The 19,848-nt window shown below is 71.8% G+C and carries 17 protein-coding genes; 10 read left to right on the top strand and 7 right to left on the bottom strand.

Going from position 1 to position 19,848, the window contains the following annotated elements:
- Window positions 1–208 precede the first annotated feature (208 nt).
- The 3 genes from ABZ857_RS02815 (at window position 209) to ABZ857_RS02805 (ending at window position 6,441) form a co-directional block, all read left to right on the top strand.
- Window positions 209–1,066, top strand: coding sequence for an SAM-dependent methyltransferase (locus tag ABZ857_RS02815; protein ID WP_357036451.1), 858 nt, complete (start codon window positions 209–211; stop codon window positions 1,064–1,066).
- A gap of 200 nt (window positions 1,067–1,266) precedes the next feature.
- Window positions 1,267–1,617 carry an STAS domain-containing protein gene (locus tag ABZ857_RS02810; protein ID WP_357036447.1) on the top strand — a complete coding sequence of 117 codons (351 nt, stop codon included), beginning with the start codon at window positions 1,267–1,269 and terminating at the stop codon, window positions 1,615–1,617.
- 384 nt (window positions 1,618–2,001) lie between these two features.
- Window positions 2,002–6,441 (top strand): HAD-IC family P-type ATPase, encoded by a 4,440-nt coding sequence (locus ABZ857_RS02805; RefSeq protein WP_357036444.1) that lies wholly within the window; start codon window positions 2,002–2,004, stop codon window positions 6,439–6,441.
- Window positions 6,442–6,462: 21 nt separating this feature from the next.
- Here the strand turns inward: ABZ857_RS02805 and ABZ857_RS02800 are convergent, their stop codons facing one another.
- The 4 genes from ABZ857_RS02800 to ABZ857_RS02785 all read right to left on the bottom strand — a co-directional run bounded on the left by ABZ857_RS02800 (window position 6,463) and on the right by ABZ857_RS02785 (window position 11,443).
- A complete protein-coding gene (locus ABZ857_RS02800) occupies window positions 6,463–8,469 on the bottom strand; it encodes an ABC transporter ATP-binding protein (RefSeq protein ID WP_357036441.1) in 2,007 nt (668 codons plus the stop codon).
- Window positions 8,470–8,501: 32 nt separating this feature from the next.
- Window positions 8,502–9,191 (bottom strand): TetR family transcriptional regulator, encoded by a 690-nt coding sequence (locus tag ABZ857_RS02795; RefSeq protein WP_357036438.1) that lies wholly within the window; start codon window positions 9,189–9,191, stop codon window positions 8,502–8,504.
- Between the two features lie 219 nt (window positions 9,192–9,410).
- Window positions 9,411–9,911: a hypothetical protein gene (locus ABZ857_RS02790; RefSeq protein ID WP_357036435.1), complete on the bottom strand. Its 501-nt coding sequence runs from the start codon at window positions 9,909–9,911 to the stop codon at window positions 9,411–9,413.
- A 101-nt stretch (window positions 9,912–10,012) separates the two neighbouring features.
- A complete protein-coding gene (locus ABZ857_RS02785) occupies window positions 10,013–11,443 on the bottom strand; it encodes an aldehyde dehydrogenase family protein (RefSeq protein WP_357036432.1) in 1,431 nt (476 codons plus the stop codon).
- Window positions 11,444–11,529: 86 nt separating this feature from the next.
- On the opposite strand from ABZ857_RS02785, the gene ABZ857_RS02780 reads away from it, so the two are divergent.
- Window positions 11,530–12,072, top strand: coding sequence for a hypothetical protein (locus tag ABZ857_RS02780; RefSeq protein ID WP_357036429.1), 543 nt, complete (start codon window positions 11,530–11,532; stop codon window positions 12,070–12,072).
- Between the two features lie 30 nt (window positions 12,073–12,102).
- Here ABZ857_RS02780 and ABZ857_RS02775 read toward each other — a convergent pair whose 3' ends face one another.
- Window positions 12,103–12,711: a cupin domain-containing protein gene (locus tag ABZ857_RS02775; protein ID WP_357037383.1), complete on the bottom strand. Its 609-nt coding sequence runs from the start codon at window positions 12,709–12,711 to the stop codon at window positions 12,103–12,105.
- Window positions 12,712–13,019: 308 nt separating this feature from the next.
- Between ABZ857_RS02775 and ABZ857_RS02770 the strand changes: the two genes are divergently transcribed.
- Complete coding sequence (locus tag ABZ857_RS02770) at window positions 13,020–14,117, top strand: L,D-transpeptidase (protein WP_357036426.1); 1,098 nt, start codon at window positions 13,020–13,022, stop codon at window positions 14,115–14,117.
- Window positions 14,118–14,256: 139 nt separating this feature from the next.
- Here the strand turns inward: ABZ857_RS02770 and ABZ857_RS02765 are convergent, their stop codons facing one another.
- Window positions 14,257–15,297, bottom strand: a complete 1,041-nt coding sequence (locus tag ABZ857_RS02765) for a hypothetical protein (protein ID WP_357036423.1) — start codon at window positions 15,295–15,297, stop codon at window positions 14,257–14,259.
- 684 nt (window positions 15,298–15,981) lie between these two features.
- Here ABZ857_RS02765 and ABZ857_RS02760 point away from each other — a divergent pair.
- The 3 genes from ABZ857_RS02760 to ABZ857_RS02750 all read left to right on the top strand — a co-directional run bounded on the left by ABZ857_RS02760 (window position 15,982) and on the right by ABZ857_RS02750 (window position 17,582).
- On the top strand, window positions 15,982–16,116 hold the full coding sequence (locus ABZ857_RS02760) for a hypothetical protein (protein ID WP_357036420.1): 135 nt from the start codon (window positions 15,982–15,984) through the stop codon (window positions 16,114–16,116).
- A gap of 42 nt (window positions 16,117–16,158) precedes the next feature.
- Window positions 16,159–17,070, top strand: a complete 912-nt coding sequence (locus tag ABZ857_RS02755) for a CDP-alcohol phosphatidyltransferase family protein (RefSeq protein ID WP_357036417.1) — start codon at window positions 16,159–16,161, stop codon at window positions 17,068–17,070.
- Between the two features lie 65 nt (window positions 17,071–17,135).
- Window positions 17,136–17,582 carry a hypothetical protein gene (locus ABZ857_RS02750; RefSeq protein WP_357036414.1) on the top strand — a complete coding sequence of 149 codons (447 nt, stop codon included), beginning with the start codon at window positions 17,136–17,138 and terminating at the stop codon, window positions 17,580–17,582.
- Between the two features lie 306 nt (window positions 17,583–17,888).
- On the opposite strand, the gene ABZ857_RS02745 is transcribed toward ABZ857_RS02750, so the two are convergent.
- Window positions 17,889–18,230 (bottom strand): helix-turn-helix domain-containing protein, encoded by a 342-nt coding sequence (locus ABZ857_RS02745; RefSeq protein ID WP_357036411.1) that lies wholly within the window; start codon window positions 18,228–18,230, stop codon window positions 17,889–17,891.
- 97 nt (window positions 18,231–18,327) lie between these two features.
- On the opposite strand from ABZ857_RS02745, the gene ABZ857_RS02740 reads away from it, so the two are divergent.
- Window positions 18,328–19,206: an NAD(P)-binding domain-containing protein gene (locus ABZ857_RS02740; protein ID WP_357036408.1), complete on the top strand. Its 879-nt coding sequence runs from the start codon at window positions 18,328–18,330 to the stop codon at window positions 19,204–19,206.
- A gap of 68 nt (window positions 19,207–19,274) precedes the next feature.
- The gene (locus ABZ857_RS02735) at window positions 19,275–19,799 is read left to right on the top strand and encodes a DnaJ family domain-containing protein (protein WP_357036405.1); all 525 of its coding nucleotides are present in this window, start codon (window positions 19,275–19,277) and stop codon (window positions 19,797–19,799) included.
- Window positions 19,800–19,848: the final 49 nt, after the last annotated feature.

Below are 19,848 nucleotides of genomic sequence, written 5' to 3'. Positions count from 1 at the left end.
CCGCTGCGGCGCTCCGGGCGGCCGTCGTCCGTGACAAGAGATCGCATGTGGAGCAGGCCGGGAGACCGACGGGAACGCCCCGATGCGCCCGGCCTTACCCGTTGGCCGACCTGTTCGTGCCACTTATCGCAAACGTCCTTCTCCCGGCCTCCCAGGAGCCTTAGCATGATCACGATCTGAACCGGTACGGCGAGGGACAGGACGGATCATGGCCGACAACGATCAGCACGCGGGCGACGTCCCGGCCGAGCACGACCGGGCGAGTGCCAGGATCGACACGAGCAGGCCCAGCGTCTCCCGGGTCTACGACGTCATGCTGGGCGGCAAGGACAACTACGCCGTCGACCGCCACGTGGCGGAGGCGGCGTTGCGGATCGCCCCCGACGCTCCGGCCGCGGCCAAGTCCAACCGGGCGTTCCTCCGGCGGGTGGTCCACCACCTGGCGGCCGAGGCGGGCATCCGGCAGTTCCTCGACATCGGCTCCGGCCTGCCCACGCAGGGCAACGTGCACGAGGTCGCCCAGCAGGTCGCCCCGGACGCGCGGGTCGTCTACGTCGACAACGACCCCATCGTCCTGGTGCACGGCCGGGCGCTGCTGGCGAGGAACGGCAGCACCACGGTCATCGAGGCCGACATCCGCGACCCGGAGGCGATCCTCGGCCACCCGGCGGCCGGGGCGCTCATCGACTTCGAGCAGCCCGTGGCCCTGCTGCTGTTCGGGATCCTCCACCACCTCAACGACCACGAGGACCCGCAGGGGATCGCCGCCCGCTTCCGTGAGGCGCTGCCCTCCGGCAGCTATCTGGCGCTGTCCCACTTCCACAACCCCGGACCGGGCATGCCCGAGGTGTCGGCGCAGGCGGCCTCGGCCGAGAAGCTGTTCAACGAGCACCTGGGCACCGGCCGGTGGCGCACCCGCGAGGAGATCCTGGCCTTCTTCGGCGACCTGCCGCTCCTCGAACCCGGCCTGGTGCCGCTCCCCGAGTGGCGGCCGGACCCCGACGAGTTCGTCGAGCGCGGCATCACCTACCACACGTTCGTCGGCGGCGTGGCACGCAAACCCTGAAACGTTCTTCGTGCGATAAACGTGAGTTACGTCACTGGACGGCCGTACGGCCGAGAGCGCGTCGTCGCAGGCAGCGGACCAGGCGACGACGGAACGGCGATCGGCCGTACGGGCACGGGGACGGCGGTTCGGTTGACATCGGCGAGCAGCGACGGTGATGCTCGGAGGTGGCTGCCCCTCTACAGGAAGGCGGCACCGTGATGACGACCGTCAACGGATCGTTCGAATCCGCACTGAACAAGAAGAACCTGCTCTACCTCGACAAGCAACTGATCGTACGCGCCTCCAGGGACGGCTCCGTACGGCTGATCGGGCAGATCGACCTCACCAACGGAGACGCCTTCGCCGACGCCCTGCACAGGGAGTGGACGAGGCCGGGGATGGGAACCGTGGACGTCGCCGAACTCCAGTTCATCGACCTCTACGGCCTGCGCGCCCTGGCCCTGCTCTCCGACACCCCCCTTGGCCGGCCGATCCGGCTGCACAACGTCAAGCCCGGACTGCGCAAGCTGCTCACCCTGCTCGACTGGCCCGCCTTCAGCATCGGGTGACCCCCGCGGCCCGACGCGGGCCCTCGCCGCGCCGATCGCGGGCGGCGCGTTTCTCGCATTCCCGCGTTTCTCGTGCTCCGGATGGAGGAAAGGTATCCGAGGACGGTCGTCCGACCGTTATGACCAGCGCCTGAGCCTTGCTACGGGTTCAGGCGGAATCCATTCGTGAGTTCCCCCCGACTCTCGCGAGGAGGGGTGATGAGCCATTTCCGGGCACTCCGGCAGCGCGCCACCGAAGGCGGCCATCCGCCGCGGTGGCGCAGTCACCGCCGCGCGTTCGCGCCGCGGTGACGAGGCGACCTCGCCGGACCGGCTGACCCGCCGGTGCGGCCGCCCGCTCCGCCCGGACACCGGCGTCCGGGCTCCCGTCTGCTGGAGAGCCGAATGTTCCTGAACCAGGTGCTCACGACGTCCGCGGCCCTGTTGCGCGGCGTAGTGCCCGAACCGCTCCGGGATCTGTTCCCGAGCCCTCGCGAGGTGCGCCCCTGCCCAGGGGGCCTGCGCATCCACCTGCGGGGGATCGGCCGGCCCGGCTCCGAGGCGGCGGCCGGCCTGCTGGAGGAGCGGCTGGAGGCCGTTCCCGGCGTCGAGCGGGCGGAGGTCAACGGCCGCATCGCCGCCGTCTTCGTCGCCTGCGACCCGGACCGGGTCGACCAGGAGGAGCTGCTGGCCGTCACCGCGGAGCTCGACGAGCAGGAGGAGCACGCCCACGAGAGCCCCGTCCACCTCGTGGAGGAACATCTGCGGGCGACCGTACGGCTGACGGCCGGCGTCACCGGAATCGGGCTGATCTTCCTGGGCAAGGCGATCCGGGCCCCTCGGCTTCCGGCGACCGTGCCCGCGTTGCTGCAACTGGCCAACGCCACCCCCGCGATCCGCGAGCAGCTCGACCACCGGCTCGGGCGCCGTCCCACCGACGCCCTGTTCACCACCGCCAACCTCGTCACCCAGACCCTCACGCTCCGCCCCACCGCGCTGTTCGTGCAGGCCGTCGCGAACGTGGGCCGCTACATCGAGACCAGGGCCAGCCGGTACGCCTGGGAGGGGCTGGAGGAGCGGCTGGCCACGCGTCCGGGGGCCTACCACCACATCAGGGCCGAGGCCCGGCGGCGGCCGACCCACCTGCCGCACGGGCCGATCGAGCGCTACGCCGACGTGGTCGCCCCGATCAGCGCCGCCGCCTACGCGGTGACCCGGGTGCTCACGCGGGGCGAACGGGCCGTGTCCATCCTCGTCTCCGCGACCCCGAGGGTCGCCGACCTCAGCCGGGAGGCGTTCGCGGGCGCGGTCAGCCGCGGGCTCGGCAAGCACGACACGGTCGTCTTCGACGCCGACTGCCTGCGCAAGATGGACCGCGCCGACACCGTCGTCCTGCACGCCGACGCGCTGACGACCGGCTCGTGGACGATCGACCGGGTCGAGCCGCTGCGTGCGGGGGAGGACACCGGCGAGCTGTACTCCCGGCTCTACTCCCTCATCGACTTCTCCGACCCCGGCCGCACCAGGACCGTGGAGGGCTGGTCGGTCCGCCCGCTGCCTGACCCCGATCCCCTGCTCGCGGACGCCGCCCTCTGGCGATCGCGCGGGCTCCGGGCGGTGGAGGTGGCCAGGGACGGCACCCGGGTCGCCGTCGCGGGTCTCGCCCCGGAGATCGACGCCCTGGCCGTACCCGTCGTCGGCGCGGCCAAGGCGGCCGGCACGGTCCTGCTCGCGGGCGGCGACGAGGGCGGCTACGAGGGCTTGGCGCAGCGCCTCGCCATCGGCCGGACGCTGCCCGCCGGCGACCCCGAGTTGGCCGAGCACGTGTACGACCTGCAGGCGGCGGGCCACTGCGTGGTCGTCGTGTCCCGGGGCGCCTGGCGGTCGCTCGCCCAGGCGGACATCGGCCTGGGGGTGGTCGACCCCGCGAGCGTCGAGCCCGGACGCATGGTGCCGTGGGACGCCGACATCGCCGGCGAGCTGCGCGGCGTCCACCTGTTCCTGCGCTGCCTGCCCCGGGCGCGCGGCAACAGCGCGAACGGCGTGAAGCTCGGCGCGGCCGGCGCGTTCGTCGGCACCCTGCTGGCCGTCGCCGGCCCGGCCGCCACCGCCCTTCGCCGGGCGCAGCTCGCCAGCGCCGCCGTCTCACTGGGCGCCATCGTGCTGGGCGAGTGGGACGGGCAGAACGCCGGCCGCATCCCCACCCCGCCCCGCGCCGACACCACGCCGTGGCACGCCATGTCCGCGCGGGAGGTGCTCTCCCGGCTCCGTTCCTCCTCGGAGGGCATCGCCGAGCAGGAGGCGGGCAGGCGCCGCGCGGAGGCCGCGCCCGAGGAGGCGGAGGGGCCGCACTCGCTGGCCCGGGCCACGCTGGAGGAGCTGGCCAACCCGCTCACGCCCGCCCTCGCCACCGGCGCGGGCATCTCCGCCCTCGTCGGCTCGGCCCTCGACGCCGTGCTGATCAGCGGCGTCATGGTCATCAACGCGTTCCTCGGCGGCGTGCAGCGGTTCAAGGCCGACCGCGCGCTGCACCGCCTGACCGAGTCCACCGAGGTCCTCGTACGGCTGCGCCGCCCCGAGGGCGTCGTCGAGACGACGAAGGACGAGCTCGCGCCCGGCGACGTCATCGAGCTGCGCGCCGGCGACGCCGTGCCCGCCGACGCCCGCGTCATCAAGGCCGTCGGGCTGGAGGTGGACGAGTCCACGCTCACCGGCGAGTCCCAGCTCGTCGCCAAGACTGCCGCGCCGACCGTGGCGGCGGCCATCGCGGACCGCAGCTCGATGGTCTACCAGGGGACGTCGATCGCGGCGGGCAGCGGCCGGGCGGTGGTCGTCGCGACCGGCGACATGACCGAGGCGGGGCGCAGCGCCAGGCTCGCGGGCGAGCCGAGCCCACCGACCGGCGTCGAGCTGCGCCTGCGGGAGCTGAGCCGGCGGATCCTGCCGCTGTCGATCGCCTCGGGTGTGGTGCTGCTCCTCACCGACCTCCTGCGCGGACGGCCGCTGGCCGCGGCGCTCACGCCCGCCGTCAGCCTGACGGTCGCCGCCGTGCCCGAGGGGCTCCCGTTCGTCGCGACCGTGGCGGAGCTGGCCGCCGCGCGCCGGCTGTCCAGGCGCGCCGCCCTGGTGCGCAACCCGTCCACGATCGAGGCCCTCGGCCGGGTCAACGTGCTGTGCTTCGACAAGACGGGCACGCTGACCGAGGGCCGCATCAGCCTGCGGCACCTGTCGGACGGGCGCGCGGGCCGTCCGGTCGAGGAGGCCGACGGCGGGCTGCGGCGCGTCCTCTCCGCGGCCGTCCGGGCCAGCCCCATGTCCGGCGGGGGCCGGGTGATCGCCCACCCGACCGACCGCGCCGTGCTGGACGGCGCACACCGGCTGGGCGTCACGCCCCAGGAGGGGTTCGAGAGCTGGGAGCGCGTGGACGAGATGCCGTTCGAGCCGGGCCGGGGCTACCACGCCGTGCTCGGCCGCACCGAGCACGGGCACCTGCTCAGCGTGAAGGGCGCCCCCGAGATCGTGCTCACCCACTGCACCACCGTGCACCGCGACACCGGCCCGGTCGCCTGCGACGAGACCGTACGCATGGAGCTGGAGCGCGAGGTGGAGCGGCTGGCCCGGCAGGGCTACCGCGTGCTCGCCGTCGCGCAGCGGCCCGCCTCCGACCGGCGCGACCTCGACGAGTCGCGCATCGAGGAGCTGTGCTTCCTCGGCTTCCTCGGCCTGGCCGACCCGGTCAGGTCGACGGCGGCGGAGAGCGTCAGGCGCCTCATCCGGGCCGGGGTGCGGATCGTCATGGTCACCGGCGACCACCCCAGCACCGCCGAGGCGATCGCGGTCGAGCTGAACGCGCTGAACGGCCAGCGCGTGATGACCGGCCCCGAGCTGGACGAGCTCGACGACGAGACGCTGACCAAGGTGCTGCCCGACGTGGCGGTCTTCGCCCGCACCACCCCCGCGCACAAGGCCAGGATCGTCACGTGCCTGCGCCGGGCCGGGGAGGTCGTCGCCGTCACCGGCGACGGCGCCAACGACGCGCCCGCCATCCGCACCGCCGACGTGGGCATCGCCCTGGGGTCCCGTGCGACGCCCGCCGCGCGGGCCGCCGCCGACCTCGTCGTCACCGACGACCGCATCGAGACGATCGTGGACGCCATCGTCGAGGGCAGGGCGATGTGGACCTCGGTGCGCGACTCGCTGAGCATCCTCCTCGGCGGCAACGTCGGCGAGATCGCGTTCACCGTGGGGACCAACCTGCTGGCCGGCGGCAGCGCGCTCAACGCCAGGCAGCTCCTGCTGGTCAACCTCCTCACCGACATGGTGCCGGCCATGGCGGTCGCCGTACGGCCGCCCGCCTCGACCGATCCGGACAAGCTGCTCGCCGAGGGCCCCGAAGCGTCGCTGGGCGCGTCGCTGACCCGCGACATCTACCTGCGCGCGGCGGTCACGACCGCGGCTGCGACGGCCGCGTGGATCCTGGGACGCATGACCGGCACCCGCGGGCGCGCGAACACCATCGGCCTGGTCGCGCTCGTGTCCGCGCAGCTCCTGCAGACGCTCGCGGGCGGCGGCCGGGACAGGATCGTCGTGCTCGCGGCGCTGTCGTCCCTGGCCGTCCTGTGGCTCATCGTCACGCTGCCGGGTGTCAGTGCGGTCTTCGGCTGCCGGCCGCTCGGCCCTGCGGGCTGGGTCATCGGGCTGGGCAGCGCGGCCGCGGCGACGCTGGTGGGCATGCTCGTGCAGCGCCCGGTCAGGGAGGCGACCACCCGCGCCGAGGCCGAACGGCACAAGGCGGAGGCCGAAGAACGGCACAGGGCCGCCGCCCAGGTGCCCGTCCCCGCTTGACCGCGGCCAGGGGCGCCTTGTTCATGACCCGGCGGCTTTCGCGTCATCGAGGTATGCCGACGCCTGCAGGGTGAACAGTTCGGCGTACCTGCCCTCGATTCGCATCAGTTCGGTGTGGGTGCCGTCCTCCACGAGCTTGCCGTCCTCCAGGAACATGATCCGGTCGGATTGGCGGACGGTGGAAAAACGGTGCGAGATGTACAGCGTGGTCTGCCCCGCGGCCAGGGCGCGCAGCCGGGTGAACAGATCATGCTCGGCCTGCGCGTCGAGCGCGGAGGTCGGCTCGTCGAGCACGAGGATCGCGGACTCGCGCATGAACGCTCTGGCCAGCGCGATCTTCTGCCACTCACCGCCGGAGAGACTGACGCCCTGGTCGAACCACCGGCCGAGCGGACTGTCGAAGCCTCTGGGCAGCCGCTCGATGCGCTCGGCTATCCCGGCCCGCTCGGCCGAGTCCACGATCGCCTCCCTGTCCTCGAGCCGCGGCAGGTTGCCGAGGCCGATGTTCTCGCTCGCGGTGGCCTGATAGGTCACGAAGTCCTGGAACATCGCGCTGATCCTGGCCCGGTACTCCTCCGGGTCGTACTCCCTGATGTCGGTGCCGTCCAGCAGGATCCGGCCTTCTGTCGGGTCGTACAACCGGCACAGCAGCTTGATCAGGGTGGACTTGCCCGCGCCGTTGCGGCCGACCACCGCGACGGTCTCGCCCGGGCGGATCTCGAAGCTGACCCGGTCGAGTGCCTTGACGTCGGATCCGGAGTAGCTGAACGAGACCTCTTCGAACCGCACGTGACCGCGTACGTCCGCCGGCAGCGGGCGGGGCCGCTCCGGTCCGCGGATCGCCGGGCGGGTGCCGAGAAAGCGGTACAGCAGGTCCAGGAACAGGTTGTTCTCGTACATGCCGCTGAACCCCAGGAACAGGCCCTGGACGGAGCTCTGCACGGCGGCCGCGGCACCGGTGTACAGCGCGAGGTCACCCAGGGTGAGCCTGCCCGAGACGGCCTGCAGCGCGATGTAGAGGTATATCGCGGAGCTGGTGACGGTCGTCAGCATGCTCCAGGCGGCGGCCGCCATGTTGCGGGTGCCGATCAGCTTGCGCTGCCGTTCGTAGTAGACCTCGCCGAGCCGGCGGAACCGGTCGACGAGGTAGGCGCCGAGCCCGAAGTGCTTGATCTCCTTGGCGTACGTGTCGGTGGTGACGAGCCCCGCCAGGTACTCCATCCGGCGGCGGATCGGGGAGCCGAGGAAGTTGAACGCGAAGCTCCGGGCGGAGTACCGGGTTTGCGAGACGAACGCCGGGATCGGAGTGACCAGCGCCACGACCGCGAGGAGCGGGCTGATCGCGATCAGCATGGCGATCATCGTGCAGAACGTGATCGTGGTCCTCACCAGGCCGAACGCGGAGTTCATCATCGACAGCGGGCGGGTGGGCGCCTCCTGGTCGGCCTGCCGCAGCAGGTCGTAGGACTGGGAGCCTTCGAAGAAGGCGAGATGCAACCTACTGGCGTGCTCCATCACCTTGTGCCGGATGGTGAGCACCATCTTCTCCTGCAGCAGTTGCTGGGCGATGTTCGTCAGCGCCGTGAGGACCGTGGTCAGCGTGAAGAGGAGAAGCTGCAGTGCGGCCACTGCGATGATCTTGACGACCGACGTCATCGCGATGCCGGGGAACGGCGGCACCGTCAGCATGACGACGTCCGGGCGGTTCTGGGAATGCACCTGAATGGCCTCGACCACCGAGTCCATCAGCAGCTTCGTCATGTACGCCGCGGCGGTGGGCAGCAGGCCGCTGACGATGGTGACGATGCCGATCAGCACGGTCAGCACCGGACTGGCCTGCCACGTCAGCCCGACCACGCGCGGCAGGCCGCGCACGGTGCCGACGGCCGTCTCCCGGATCCGTCGCCGGCGTGACCTCAAGTCCCCGGGCTGTTTTCGCGGCGTGGGGTCCGGAATGTCGATGGGGCCGGTCAGCCCGCTGTCGGCGACGCTGGTGGGGTCGTCCAACCCGAGTGGAAGGCGGCGCATCGCCGATTCGACACCGCCCCCACCATGGTCCACTAAGCACCGCCCTGAAACTCGGCCGGCAGCTTGGTGTGGTCGAACGCGCCGTGCAGGAACAGTCCGATCAGCGACGCCAAGCAGATCGGTTCTTCATCGGCGTCAGGACGGCGGGACCGGGCGAACAGCAGGTCCAGCAGGACACCCGCGAGCTGGTCGGCGGGCAGGCGCAACGCGGGCTGCTCGGGGGCGAACAGTTCGGCCAGCGCCGCTCTGGTCGCGGCGATGCCGGCGACCCGGCTGTCGCGCTCCCGTGGTCGCCCGGACACGTCGCCACGATCGCGGGGGCCGCTGCGGAAGCCGGAGGCGTGCACCGCGCCGAGCACGCGGCCCATTCTGTCCATGTGCGCCTCCATGGCGGAGGCGGCCTCGTGCAGCCTTTCGTGCAGCGAGATGTCCAACGGGATGGCGCGGATGGCCTCGACCACGTTGTCCGGCCGCAGCACCTCGGCGATACACGCTTCGAGAAGCTCGTCCTTGTCCTTGAACACCCGGAAGATCGTGGCTTCGCCGATCCCGGCCGCCGCGGCGATCTGGCTGGTCTTCACGGCGGCTCCGTACTCGGCCACCAGCGGCAAGGTCGTGTGCACGATCATGGCGCGGCGATCCTCGGGGCTCATGCTCGGCGCCCGGCGCCGGGTCGGCGCGGAGGGGGCGGCGTCGGTGTCGTTCGGTTTGGATGTCGTCATGCCCCAACTGTACGGAGTGAGTGCTCACTCCGACAAGGGCCGAGGTCCAGGGCGTGCACCCTGGACCTCGGCCGGCGCAGACGGTCGGTCCCTCGGCGGCGAGCTGACGTGCGTTTTCTCATCCATGCCCTTGCCTGCGCCGGTGGCCGGTGCCGCGTCATGGTCCACGACGCCGACGATGTCCCTCGCCGCGGATCCCGGTTTCCCGCCGGCGCGTCGTCAGCGGTGGCGGCGCAGGCCCTTGCCGCCGTGGCGGTGCTTCTTCCCCCCGTGCTGCTGCGCCGCGTGGTGGTGCTGCTTGTGCTCGCGCGGACTGCGGGTGCGCGGCTTGTCCGTCACCTTGAACTTCTGGAACCCGAAGTCGGGCAGCGTGATCGGCTTGGAGGGGTCGTCCGAAACCGGGACGACCACCACGTCGTGGCGCACGCCGTCCTTGCCCTTCAGGTGATAGGTGGCCTGCTTCGGCTCGCTCGGCGCCCCCATGATCGGAGCGGCGCCGGCGACCGGCATGGCGACGGGCATGGCCACGGGCGTGTACGCCGGACCGTCGTCGGGACCCGAGGGGCCGTAGCCGGGGTTGTAGACCGCCGTGTCGGGCGGCGCCGCGATCGGCCCCGCGCCGCCCGTGGAAGTGCCCGCGGACGGCGCGGGGTCCGCGGACGCGACCGGTCCGGCGATCAGGGTCGCGGCGAGGGCGGCGGCGGCCGAACAGATGATCATGAGTCTCCCCCGAGGTCACGGATCGTACGAGGAAGACGGTAGGCAGCGCGTCAGCTCCAATCACGCGCCTCGCGCCCAGTGTCGGGTCAAGGCTGCGTTCCTCAGGGCAGCGGGGCCAGGTGGACGACCTTCGTATGGGTCATCTCGTCGAGCAGCTCGGGGCCGTACCCGAAACCGTGCCCGCTGGCGCGCAACGGCTGGGCCGCGCCGCCGGGCGCCCCGCCGAAGACGGCGTTGATCTTCACCGTGCCCACCGGCAGCTCGCGCCAGGCGCGCTGGGCGTTGGCCATCGACGGAGTGAGGACGGTGGCCGCCAGGCCGTACCGCGACTCGCCGGCCAGCTCAAGCGCCTCGTCGAACGACCCGACTACGCGCACCGCCGCGACCGGCCCGAACGTCTCCTCGCGCATGACGTCCATGTTCTCGGTGCAGTCGGCGAGGACGGTCGGCGGGTAGAAGGCCCCCGGTCCCTCGGGCACGTATCCGCCGGTCAGCAGCCGCGCCCCCGCCTCGATCGCGCCGCGCACGTGCCGGTCCACGACGTCGCGCTGCGCCCGGTCGACGAGGGGCCCGAGCGCGGTCTCCTCGTCCATGCCGGGCCCCACGCGCAGCTCCTCGGCCCGCTGCACGAGCGCGGCGAGGAACTCCTCGGCGACATCGCGGTGGACGTAGACCCGCTCGGCCGAGGTGCAGATCTGCCCCGCGTTGGCGAAGCAGCCGGTCGCCGCCTGGCCCGCGGCCCACTTCACGTCCACGCCCGCGTCGACGATCAGCGGGTCCTTGCCGCCGTTCTCCAGCAGGGTCCTGGCTCCGGTCCGCGCGGCCACGGCGGCGATGGCCCGGCCCGCGGCGGTCGAGCCGACGTGCGCGACGAGGTCGACGCCCGGGTGCGCGGCCAGGGCCTCGCCCGGGTGCCGGTCGCCCGGCACCATGGTCAGCACGCCCGGCGGCAGCTCCGCCGCCATCAGCTCGGCGAGCAGCGCACCGGCGTGCGGTGTGCGCTCCGACGGCTTGTGCACGACCGTGTTGCCGGTCACCACGGCCGCGCCGATGAGCCCGCAGGCGATGGCGACCGGGTCGTTCCACGGCGTGATCACCGCGACCACGCCGCGCGGCTCGTGAACCATCAGGTCGGTGGCGTCCCAGCCGCCCTGCAGGCTCCGTCCCCGGTGCAGCGGCCCCAGCTCGGCGTACTGCCGCAGCGTGCCGACGCCCGCCGCCACACCGCCGCGGCTGTCACCGATCGGCTTGCCCATCTCCCTGGTCACCAGTTCGGCCAGCTCGCCGGCGCGGGCCTCGATCCGGTCGGCCATCCGGTGCAGGCACGCGGCCCGCTCGGCGGGAGCCGTACGGGCCCAGCCGGGCTGGGCGCGGCGGGCCGAGCCGACGGCCCGCTCCACGTCCTCGGCGCACCCCGCGGGGAAGTCGCCCACCGGCTCCCCGGTCGCCGGGTCGGCGACCGTACGGTCCCGCTCGCTCGCGCTCGCCGTCCACGCCCCGTCGGTCAGCACCCAGCGATCCCTGTCCCGCACCCCGGTTCTCCTCCCGTTACTCGTACGCCGTCCTCGCCCTACCCCCCAGCGCGTACGGTTACCACCGCGATCCTTAGACTCCCGGTATGCGACGGCTGAGCAGCACAGTGGTCGTGGTGGCCGGGGAGCGGGCCGCCGAGGTGATCTCGGCGCTCGACGGGCTGCACAACGTGCGGGCGATCACCCGGGGAGAGCGGACCCCCGCCGAGATGACCGACGTGGTCACGCGGGCGAGTGGGACCTACGTGTTGCACGACGCCGATCCCCTGGCCGAGGTCGGCGAGGCGTGGACCGGCTTCTTCGACGGGACGACCCCCGTGGGCGGCCTGGAGGTCGCCGTCGAGGCGGCGCTCGGCGCGCTGCGCGCCGAGCGGCTGGTGCTCCCCGACTACTACATCGTCCTCGACCCCGACGGCCTGACGCCGACACGGCGGCACTGGTGGCTCGGCGTGCTCGCCGGGGCCGCGCCGACCCGGGTGGTGCCGAGCCCCGCCTCGGCCGCCGCCGTCAAGGAGACGTTGCGCGGGCTGTCGGCGGGCCGCTGGTGGCCCTCCGACCTGGAGACGTGGTTGCGCGGCCTGCCCCGCCAGGTGCCCGACCGGGTCGGGCTCCCCGGCGCCACCGCCTGAGCGCCGAGGGACGCGGCGGAGCGAAGCGGCTCAGAGCGCCGTGAAGTCGGCGAAGTCGAAGCCGGGTGACACGACGCAGCTCACCAGCACGCCCTCGGCCCCCGCCGGTCGGGCAGCCTGCCAGGTGCCCGCCGGCACCACCGCCTGCGGGACCTGCCCGTTCTCCACGTCCGGACCGAGAACGACGACGTCCTCCCGGCCGGGCCGCTCGCCGGTGCCGCCGAGCACGAGCGTCAGCGGGCCGCCCCGATGCCACAGCCACACCTCGTCGGACCGCACGGCGTGCCAGACCGACTCCTCGCCGGGTTCGAGCAGGAAGTAGATGCCCGTCGCCGTCGCCCGCGTGCCGCCGTACCCAGGAGGCTCGACGGAGACCGGCGCCCGCCACGTCTCGCGATACCACCCGCCCTCGGGATGCGGCAGCAGGCCGAGGGCCTCGGCGACCGGGGGGCGCGCCTGGACCGCCACGAACGCCCCGGTGACGTCGCGGCGCAGGAACCGGAGGGGCGCGCCCGGGTCGTCCTCGTCCACCGCCACGACGGGCTCCGTACCGGGAAAGGCCGCGGCGGCGACCCGCAGCGCCTCCTCGTCATCGCGGGCGCACAGCCCGGGACCGTCCGGATACGCGTCGAGCGTCATCAACAGCACGCGGCCGATCGTACGGCAGGGCGCCGCGCGCGCCCGCGGGCCGGGCTGTCACCGCACGTCGAGGCCGAGCGCGGTGGCGATCACGACCGCCTACCGCATGCCGAGCGCTGCCGATCGGCGGGACGGGCCTGCCGTACGGGCGGTCAGCCACGGCCGCCTCGGTGAGAGCGCCTTCACCGACAGCACCGTCTTAAACCGGTGTTACGTGATCGTTACGGAATCGGCCGCACAAAACAGCGATTTCACACGTTCCAAGTCAGTGCAAATCGCTGTGTAACACCCCCTATGAGGAGTAGACCGTGAATACCCTCCGGCGGGCGGCCCACGTCACACTGACCGTCGCCGCCATCGCCGTCGCTACGGCCTGCTCGGCGGGAGGCACGACCACTCCCGCCGCATCAGTCACTGGTACGGCCGGGACGGCCACTCAGGCTCCGGCCACTCAGGCTCAGGACGCCCAGGCGGTGGCGGCACTCGCCCCGCACGCGGCGTCCAGGACGGCACGCAAGGCGGGAAAGCCGAAGCTCGGCATCGCCGACATCACGCCCATGGGCGAGAAGGTCGAGCGGGTCGGCGTCGGTTTCCCGATCATCGTCACCTTCGACCGCGCGGTGCGCGACAGGGCGGCCGCGGAAGCGGTGCTGCAGGTCCAGGCGGAAAAGCCCGCCGAGGGCGCCTGGCGCTGGGTCTCCGACCGCAAGGTCATCTATCGGACCCAGACCTACTGGAAGCCGCACCAGAAGGTCCTGTTCACCGCCAGGCTGAGCCAGATCCCCGGCAACGAGGCCGCCAAGGACGTCTCGCGCCGCTTCGCCGTCGGCACCGCCAACATCTCGGTGGTCGACACCAGGAAGCACGTGATGAAGGTGCGCCGCGACGGGAAGCTCGCCAAGACCATCCCGATCAGCGCGGGCCGCGGCGGCCTGCCGCGCAACGGCGTCGACGTCTACCTCACGACCACCGGCGTCCACCTCGCGATGGGCAAGAAGCGGGTCGAGACGATGACCTCGTCCTGGCTCGGCGTCACCGACCCCAACGACCCGCTCTACTACAAGCTGGAGATCCCCTGGGCGGTCCGGATCTCCGACAGCGGCGAGTACGTCCACCAGAGCGCGGGCGACTACCAGTTCCTGGGCAGGTCGAACCAGAGCCACGGGTGCGTGCGCGCCACGCCCGCCGGGGCCAAGTGGTTCTACGGCATCAGCCAGCGCGGTGACGTCATCGAGGTCACCGGCACCAAGCGCAAGCTCGACTGGCGCAACGGCTGGAGCTACTGGCAGCTGAGCTGGAACCAGTGGAAGCGCGGCAGCGCGCTGCCCGCCGGCTCGGCCTCGGCAGTGCCCTCGCCCTCGCCCTCGGCCTCCCCGGCCGACGACCAGGACGCCCTGCAGGGATAGGCCGTCCGCTCTTCACGGCGCTCCCGCCCCGGTCCGTACGGCCGGGACGGGAGCGCCGCCTGGTTTCCGCAGCCTCCGGGGCCCTGCCGCCCCCGGCTCCGGCTCCGGCCCCGGCCCCGGCGAGCGTTCCCGTCGGGATCTACGCGATGCCGCCGGTCCATTGGTAGGCGGCCTGCTTGAAGACCTCGTACAACTCGCCGTCGAAGTACGGCGAGACGCCGGTGTCGTACCGGCCGTCGCCGTCGGTGTCGGCGGCACTGATCGTGATGCCGTTGAGATAGCCGGTACGGCTGTCGTCGGCGTAACGGATCAGCCACGAGGACCCGAGGGAGCCTTCACCGGTGAACGGGGAGTCCACGCCGATGGGACGGTCCATGCGGAGGCCCGTGACCTTCGTGGCGAACATCGGTCCGGTCGACCGTTCGAGGGTCTCGCCCGTGTAGGGCCGGCTGCCGTCGGGGTTGGGGCCGGCGGGGTGACCGAAGACGTCGGCCGCGGGCGCGAGCGGCTGGTTGATCGCGAGCCCCTGGCCGCCGACGTTGTCGCCCAGCTTCCCGACATTGGTCAGCACGTCCGGAGCGGAGAAGACGACACCGTTGTACACGTTGACGAAGGCGTAGTCGCGGTCGTGGTCCCGGATGTCGTCGAAGTCGTAGTGAGCCTCGGCCTGCTTCCCGACGTACAGGCCGAACGGGGCCGCGCCCTCGGAGTAGCCGGGAACGAAGACCCACTTGGCGAGCGGACCGGCCGGCGCCTCGATGTCCAGCAGGCAGTGACCCGCCGTCGCGACAACGTTCCGGTAGGGCGACTGCACAGCCGTGCCGGTGCACCAGTGCGGCTGTAGGTCGCTGCCGATGAAGAACACCTTGCCCGAGGTCGTGGGCATGCTCCCCTCCGGCGAGGCCGGCCCCCGCCCCGGCGCGATGAGCATCGGAGGGCCGTCCGGGACGATGTCCGTGGGGAGGCGCTCCCCGCCGACCGCGGTCCGCACGGCGTACGGCGTGGCGTTCTTCAAGTTGGCGGCCCCGTCGGCGAGCCAGAACCTCGCGACCTCCTGGGCCGCCGACACCGTGCGAGCCAGTGGGACCACCAGCACATTCGCGGCCTGTGCCGGTCCACTGACGACAGCGGAACCGAACACGCCCAGGCCGATGCCCAACGCGATCAGTGCACGTCTCACGGTCGATCTCCCGTCCAGTCATGGGGCGTCTTCACACCCCGTCAGCGCGGAGAGCCGGCCGGCCACCCTGGCCGGCGACGGCATGATCGTAACCCGGATCTCGCCATGTTTTAGATCACATGTTCGAAACAAGGTCGCTCGCTTCGGCGGCCACGACCCCACGACCCCGCCGAGCCCACCTGGACGGGCACCTTCCCCGGCCGCTACCGGGCCGTGGACCGGCACGTCCTGGAACCGCCGGAGGGCGGGCGTACGAGGATCACCGTGGAAGCGTCGCCCGCCGGTCCGCCGCTGCCGCTCTTCTACGCTCCGGGCCGACCACGAGCGGTGGCTCTCGGATCTCGCCCGCCCGGCGGCCTGAGCCGTCCGCGGTTGTACGGCATCGCCACCAATCCCGTCGCCCGGCACCACAGGAGTGAGAACCGGAGGCTGGAGGCGTTCCGGCGGGCGCCGGCGGACGGCAGAGCGGAGTCCGGCCACGAGGACCGGGCGGCCCGCCGGCACGACCGACCCGCCCATCCCGGACCGTCGCACGAACGGAACGCAAATATCCCAAAAAAGTCGGAATTCGATTTTTCGGGTAATTCCACACACCCAGATGGCCTGTGGAAAAAGTCGACGAGTGACGCCGGGCGATGCTTTGATGAGGAGTGACGAAAGAAACGCCGGCCAAAGGGCAAACACATGCTTAAGATGCTTCTCCAGCAAATGGCGGAACTACTCGACGCCGACGACGACCTGCACCTTGGCGACGACGCACACGCCCTTGACCAGGATGACGACGCGGACGAAACGGAAGATCTGGACGACGATTTTTGACGTTCCCCCCGAAATCCCTCCACGATTCAGAAAGCCCCCCAAATGACGTTCACGCTGCATGACGTACGCTCTCGGACATACAAGGCGCGCGACGCCTGGTGGACCGTGTTCCTGGTGGATCCCCTGGCGGGCCGGCTGGTGGTGACGGCCGCCAACCGCACGTCCATCACCCCGAACCAGATCACCTGGGGCGCATTCGTGCTCGGACTGGGCTCGGCCTGGTGCTTCCTGCGGGCCGAGTGGCAGTGGCTGGTCGCCGGGGCCGTCCTCTACCACCTGAGCTTCGTCCTCGACTGCATGGACGGGAAGATCGCGCGGCTCAAGGGGACGGGGACGGTCCTCGGCGGCTGGCTCGACTACGTCTTCGACCGGATCCGGGTGCTGGCCTGCACCGCCGCTCTCATGTGGGGGCAGTACCACGCGACCGGGCAGGAGGTCTACCTGCTCCTCGGCATCGCAGTGGTGTTCCTCGACATGCTGCGCTACGTCGACGCCCTGCAGATCGCGAAGGTCCGCCGCCAGATGCGCCGCGCGCTGCGGCACGCCTACGAGGAGTCGGTGCCCGGCGGTCCGCTCGCGCTGCCGGAGTCCCTGTTGCACGAGGACCTCGACAACGACCCCGATGAGATCAGGATCCGCCTGACGAAGACCGTGGACCTGCAGGAGGAGTTCCGCAGCCGCTTCTCCTGGTATCCCGGCCTGCGCGAGTGGCTGCGCGAGCACCGGATCCGCACGCATCTGGTCAGCGGCATCGAGTTCCAGATGGCGGTGTTCATCGTCGGCCCGCTGGTCGACGCGGTCATCCCGGTCACGATCGGCGCGGCCACCCTGCTGCTCCTCTTCGAGGCCGCCATCATGTACAAGCTCCTGCTGTCGTCGCGGGACCTGACCCGTGCGCTGGCCGCGATCCGCTCGTCCGCCGAACCGTCCGTCTCCGGGACGCCCGCCGGTTGAGCGTCCGCGCCGACGCCCGCTCCGGCAGCCGGTAGAGGCGCCGTCGCGAGGGGTAGCGGTGGAACATGACCGAACGTGAGGAACCCGCCGGGCTGCCCGATCCCGCCCACCGCCGCCCCCAGGGGCTGGACGACGTCACCGTCGACGCGCTGGGCAGGCTCAGCAAGGCGCTGGAGACCATCCACCGGGTCAGAGGTCACCTGTACGCGTTCCACCAGCTCACCGGGACGGCGGACTTCGAGCTGGACGACGCCGTACGGCTGCTGCGGCAGGCCGGGCACGACAAGTGGGCCGACCGGATCGAACGCGAGCTGATCGGCCGCAACGTCATCCAGGGCCGCTGGACCTTCCAGATCGTCGAGGAGTACGACGACGGCTACTACGCGACCTTCCAGGAGCTGGAACGCCAGGCCCGCAACGAACTGGCCGGAGGACGCCGCCACCTCTACGAGGCCGAACTGAAGCAGCAGCGGCGCACCCCCGGGCAGCCCGGCCACGAGACCACGCCCTGAAACCCGGATTCCCGTCCAGCGGTCCACGAACGTTCGCCCGGAGCGAGGGAGCGGAGCGGAAGGAAGCGAGGACCGCAGCGAAGGCCCACCCCGGGCCCCGCGGAAATTCCGAGCTTGCGAAGGAATCTTCGTGAGTCGAGCGGAGCGGGCTTCGCGAGGACAGGAGGTTCCTGCCGGCGCAGTGACCGACCCGGCCAAAGTCCGTGAGACACCCCCGCTGGGCATCATGAGGGGGCTTCGTGAGGACCGGAGATTGCTTCCGGCGCAGTGACCGACCCGGCCAAAGTCCGTGGGCGCCCCACTGGTTCAGTGATGGTCGCGTCCGCCGAGGAGGTGTTCCCGTCCCCACACGCCGAGCGGGGCCAGCGCCTCGTTCAGCGTGACGCCGAGCGGGGTCAGCGAGTATTCGACGTGCGGCGGCACCTCGTCGTAGACCTCGCGGTGCACGATGCCGTCGGCCTCCATCTCCCGCAGATGCGAGGCGAGCACCTTCTCGGTCACGCCCGGAAGCAGCCTGCGCAGCTCACCGAAACGGCACGCGCGTTCGTTCAGCGCCCAGAGGATCGAGCTCTTCCACTTGCCGCCGATCACCTCCATCGCCGCGTCGATCCCGCATCCGGACGCCCCCGGACGCCGTGCGGTCCGCATGGTCCACCCCTTCCTGGCTGCTCGCTCACCCCGGGGTAAGCACCCACTTCGAAGTGCGTACTTGATCGGCTCGGGGCTCGTGACCAGCCTAATCGGCATGACCCACAACGCTGAGAAGTCTCCGCTGTCCCTCCTCGGGCTGGGCGCGATGGGTGGCGCGCTCGCCCGCGCCTGGCTCGCCGCCGGCCATCCGCTGACCGTCTGGAACCGCACCCCCGGGCGTGCCGAGGCCCTCGCCCGCGAGGGCGCGCGCGTCGCCGCGACCGCCGCCGAGGCCGTGGCCGCGAGCGACCTGGTGATCGTCTGCCTGCTCGACCACGCCTCGGTCGGCGACGCCCTCGCCGGCGCCGACCTGTCCGGCAAGGACCTGGTCGACCTCACCACCGGCACCCCGGAGGAGGCTCGCGCCCGCGCCCGGTGGGCCGAGGAGCGCGGCGCCCGGTTCCTGGACGGCGGCGTCATGGCGGTCCCGCCCATGATCGGGGTGCCCGGCTCGGGGGCGTACGTCTTCTACAGCGGCTCCGGGGCGGTGTTCGAGGCCCACGCGGGCACGCTGGCCGTACCCGCAGGCACCGTCTACACCGGCGAGGACCCCGGGCTCGCCGCCCTCCACGACGTGGCGCTGCTGAGCGCGATGACGGGCATGTTCGCGGGGGTGGCGCACGCCTTCGCGCTCGTCCGGGAGGAGATCCCGCCGAAGGGCTTCGCCGACCTCGTCGTGGGCTGGCTCACAGCGATGGCGCCGTACGCGCACGGGATCGCCGAACACCTGGACAGCGGCGACTACACGAGGAACGTCACGTCCAACCTCGCGATGATGGTCCGGGGCAACGCGACCCTGCTGCGTACGGCCGAGGAACAGAAGGTCAGCCCCGAACTGCTCACCCCGTTCATGACCCTGATGGAGCGCCGCCTGGCCGCCGGCCACGCCGACGAGGGCACCACGGGGGTGATCGACCTGCTGCGGGTGCCCTGACCCGCGCCGCGCACGGCGGAAAGTTATCCTCGCAGGAGGATGCCGACCACGTCGTGCGAGGTGAGGTCGTGACCGAACGCAAGCCCCTCGGAGTGAGCTTCGAGTCGTGGATCGACCGGCAGATCCGCGAGGCCACCGAGCGTGGCGAGTTCGACGACCTGCCGGGCGCCGGCAAGCCCATCCCCGGCCAGGGCAAGCCGCACGACGAGATGTGGTGGATCAAGCAGAAGATGCGCGCGGAGAACCTGTCGTTCCCGCTGCCGGGGACGCTGGCGCTGCGCAAGGAGGCCGAGGAGGCACGGGCGGAGGCGCTGGGCGCGCGCACCGAGGCCGAGGCGCGCAGGATCGTCGAGGAGATGAACGTCAAGATCCGCGATAGCTACCGCAAGCCCCTGTCGGGCCCGCCCGTCGTGCAGCCGCTCATCGACGTGGACGAGGTGGCCGCCGAGTGGCGGGCCCTTCATCCGGTCGCCGAGAGAAAGCCCGCTCCCCAGAAAGACCCGAAAGACCCGAAAGACCGGGAAGACCCGAAAGACCCGAAGCAGCCGAAGCGCGCGAAACGGTCCCTCCTCCGCTGGTTCGGGCGCCGCTGACCCGCCCGGTCCCCGGCCTGACGAAAGTCAGGTGAGGACCTTCCGATCG

Origin of the sequence: Microbispora sp. NPDC046933, from assembly GCF_040644635.1 — a bacterium.
Lineage (GTDB): Bacteria > Actinomycetota > Actinomycetes > Streptosporangiales > Streptosporangiaceae > Microbispora.
Note: the sequence above shows the minus strand (reverse complement) of the source record. Positions and strands in the feature narration are given on the sequence as shown.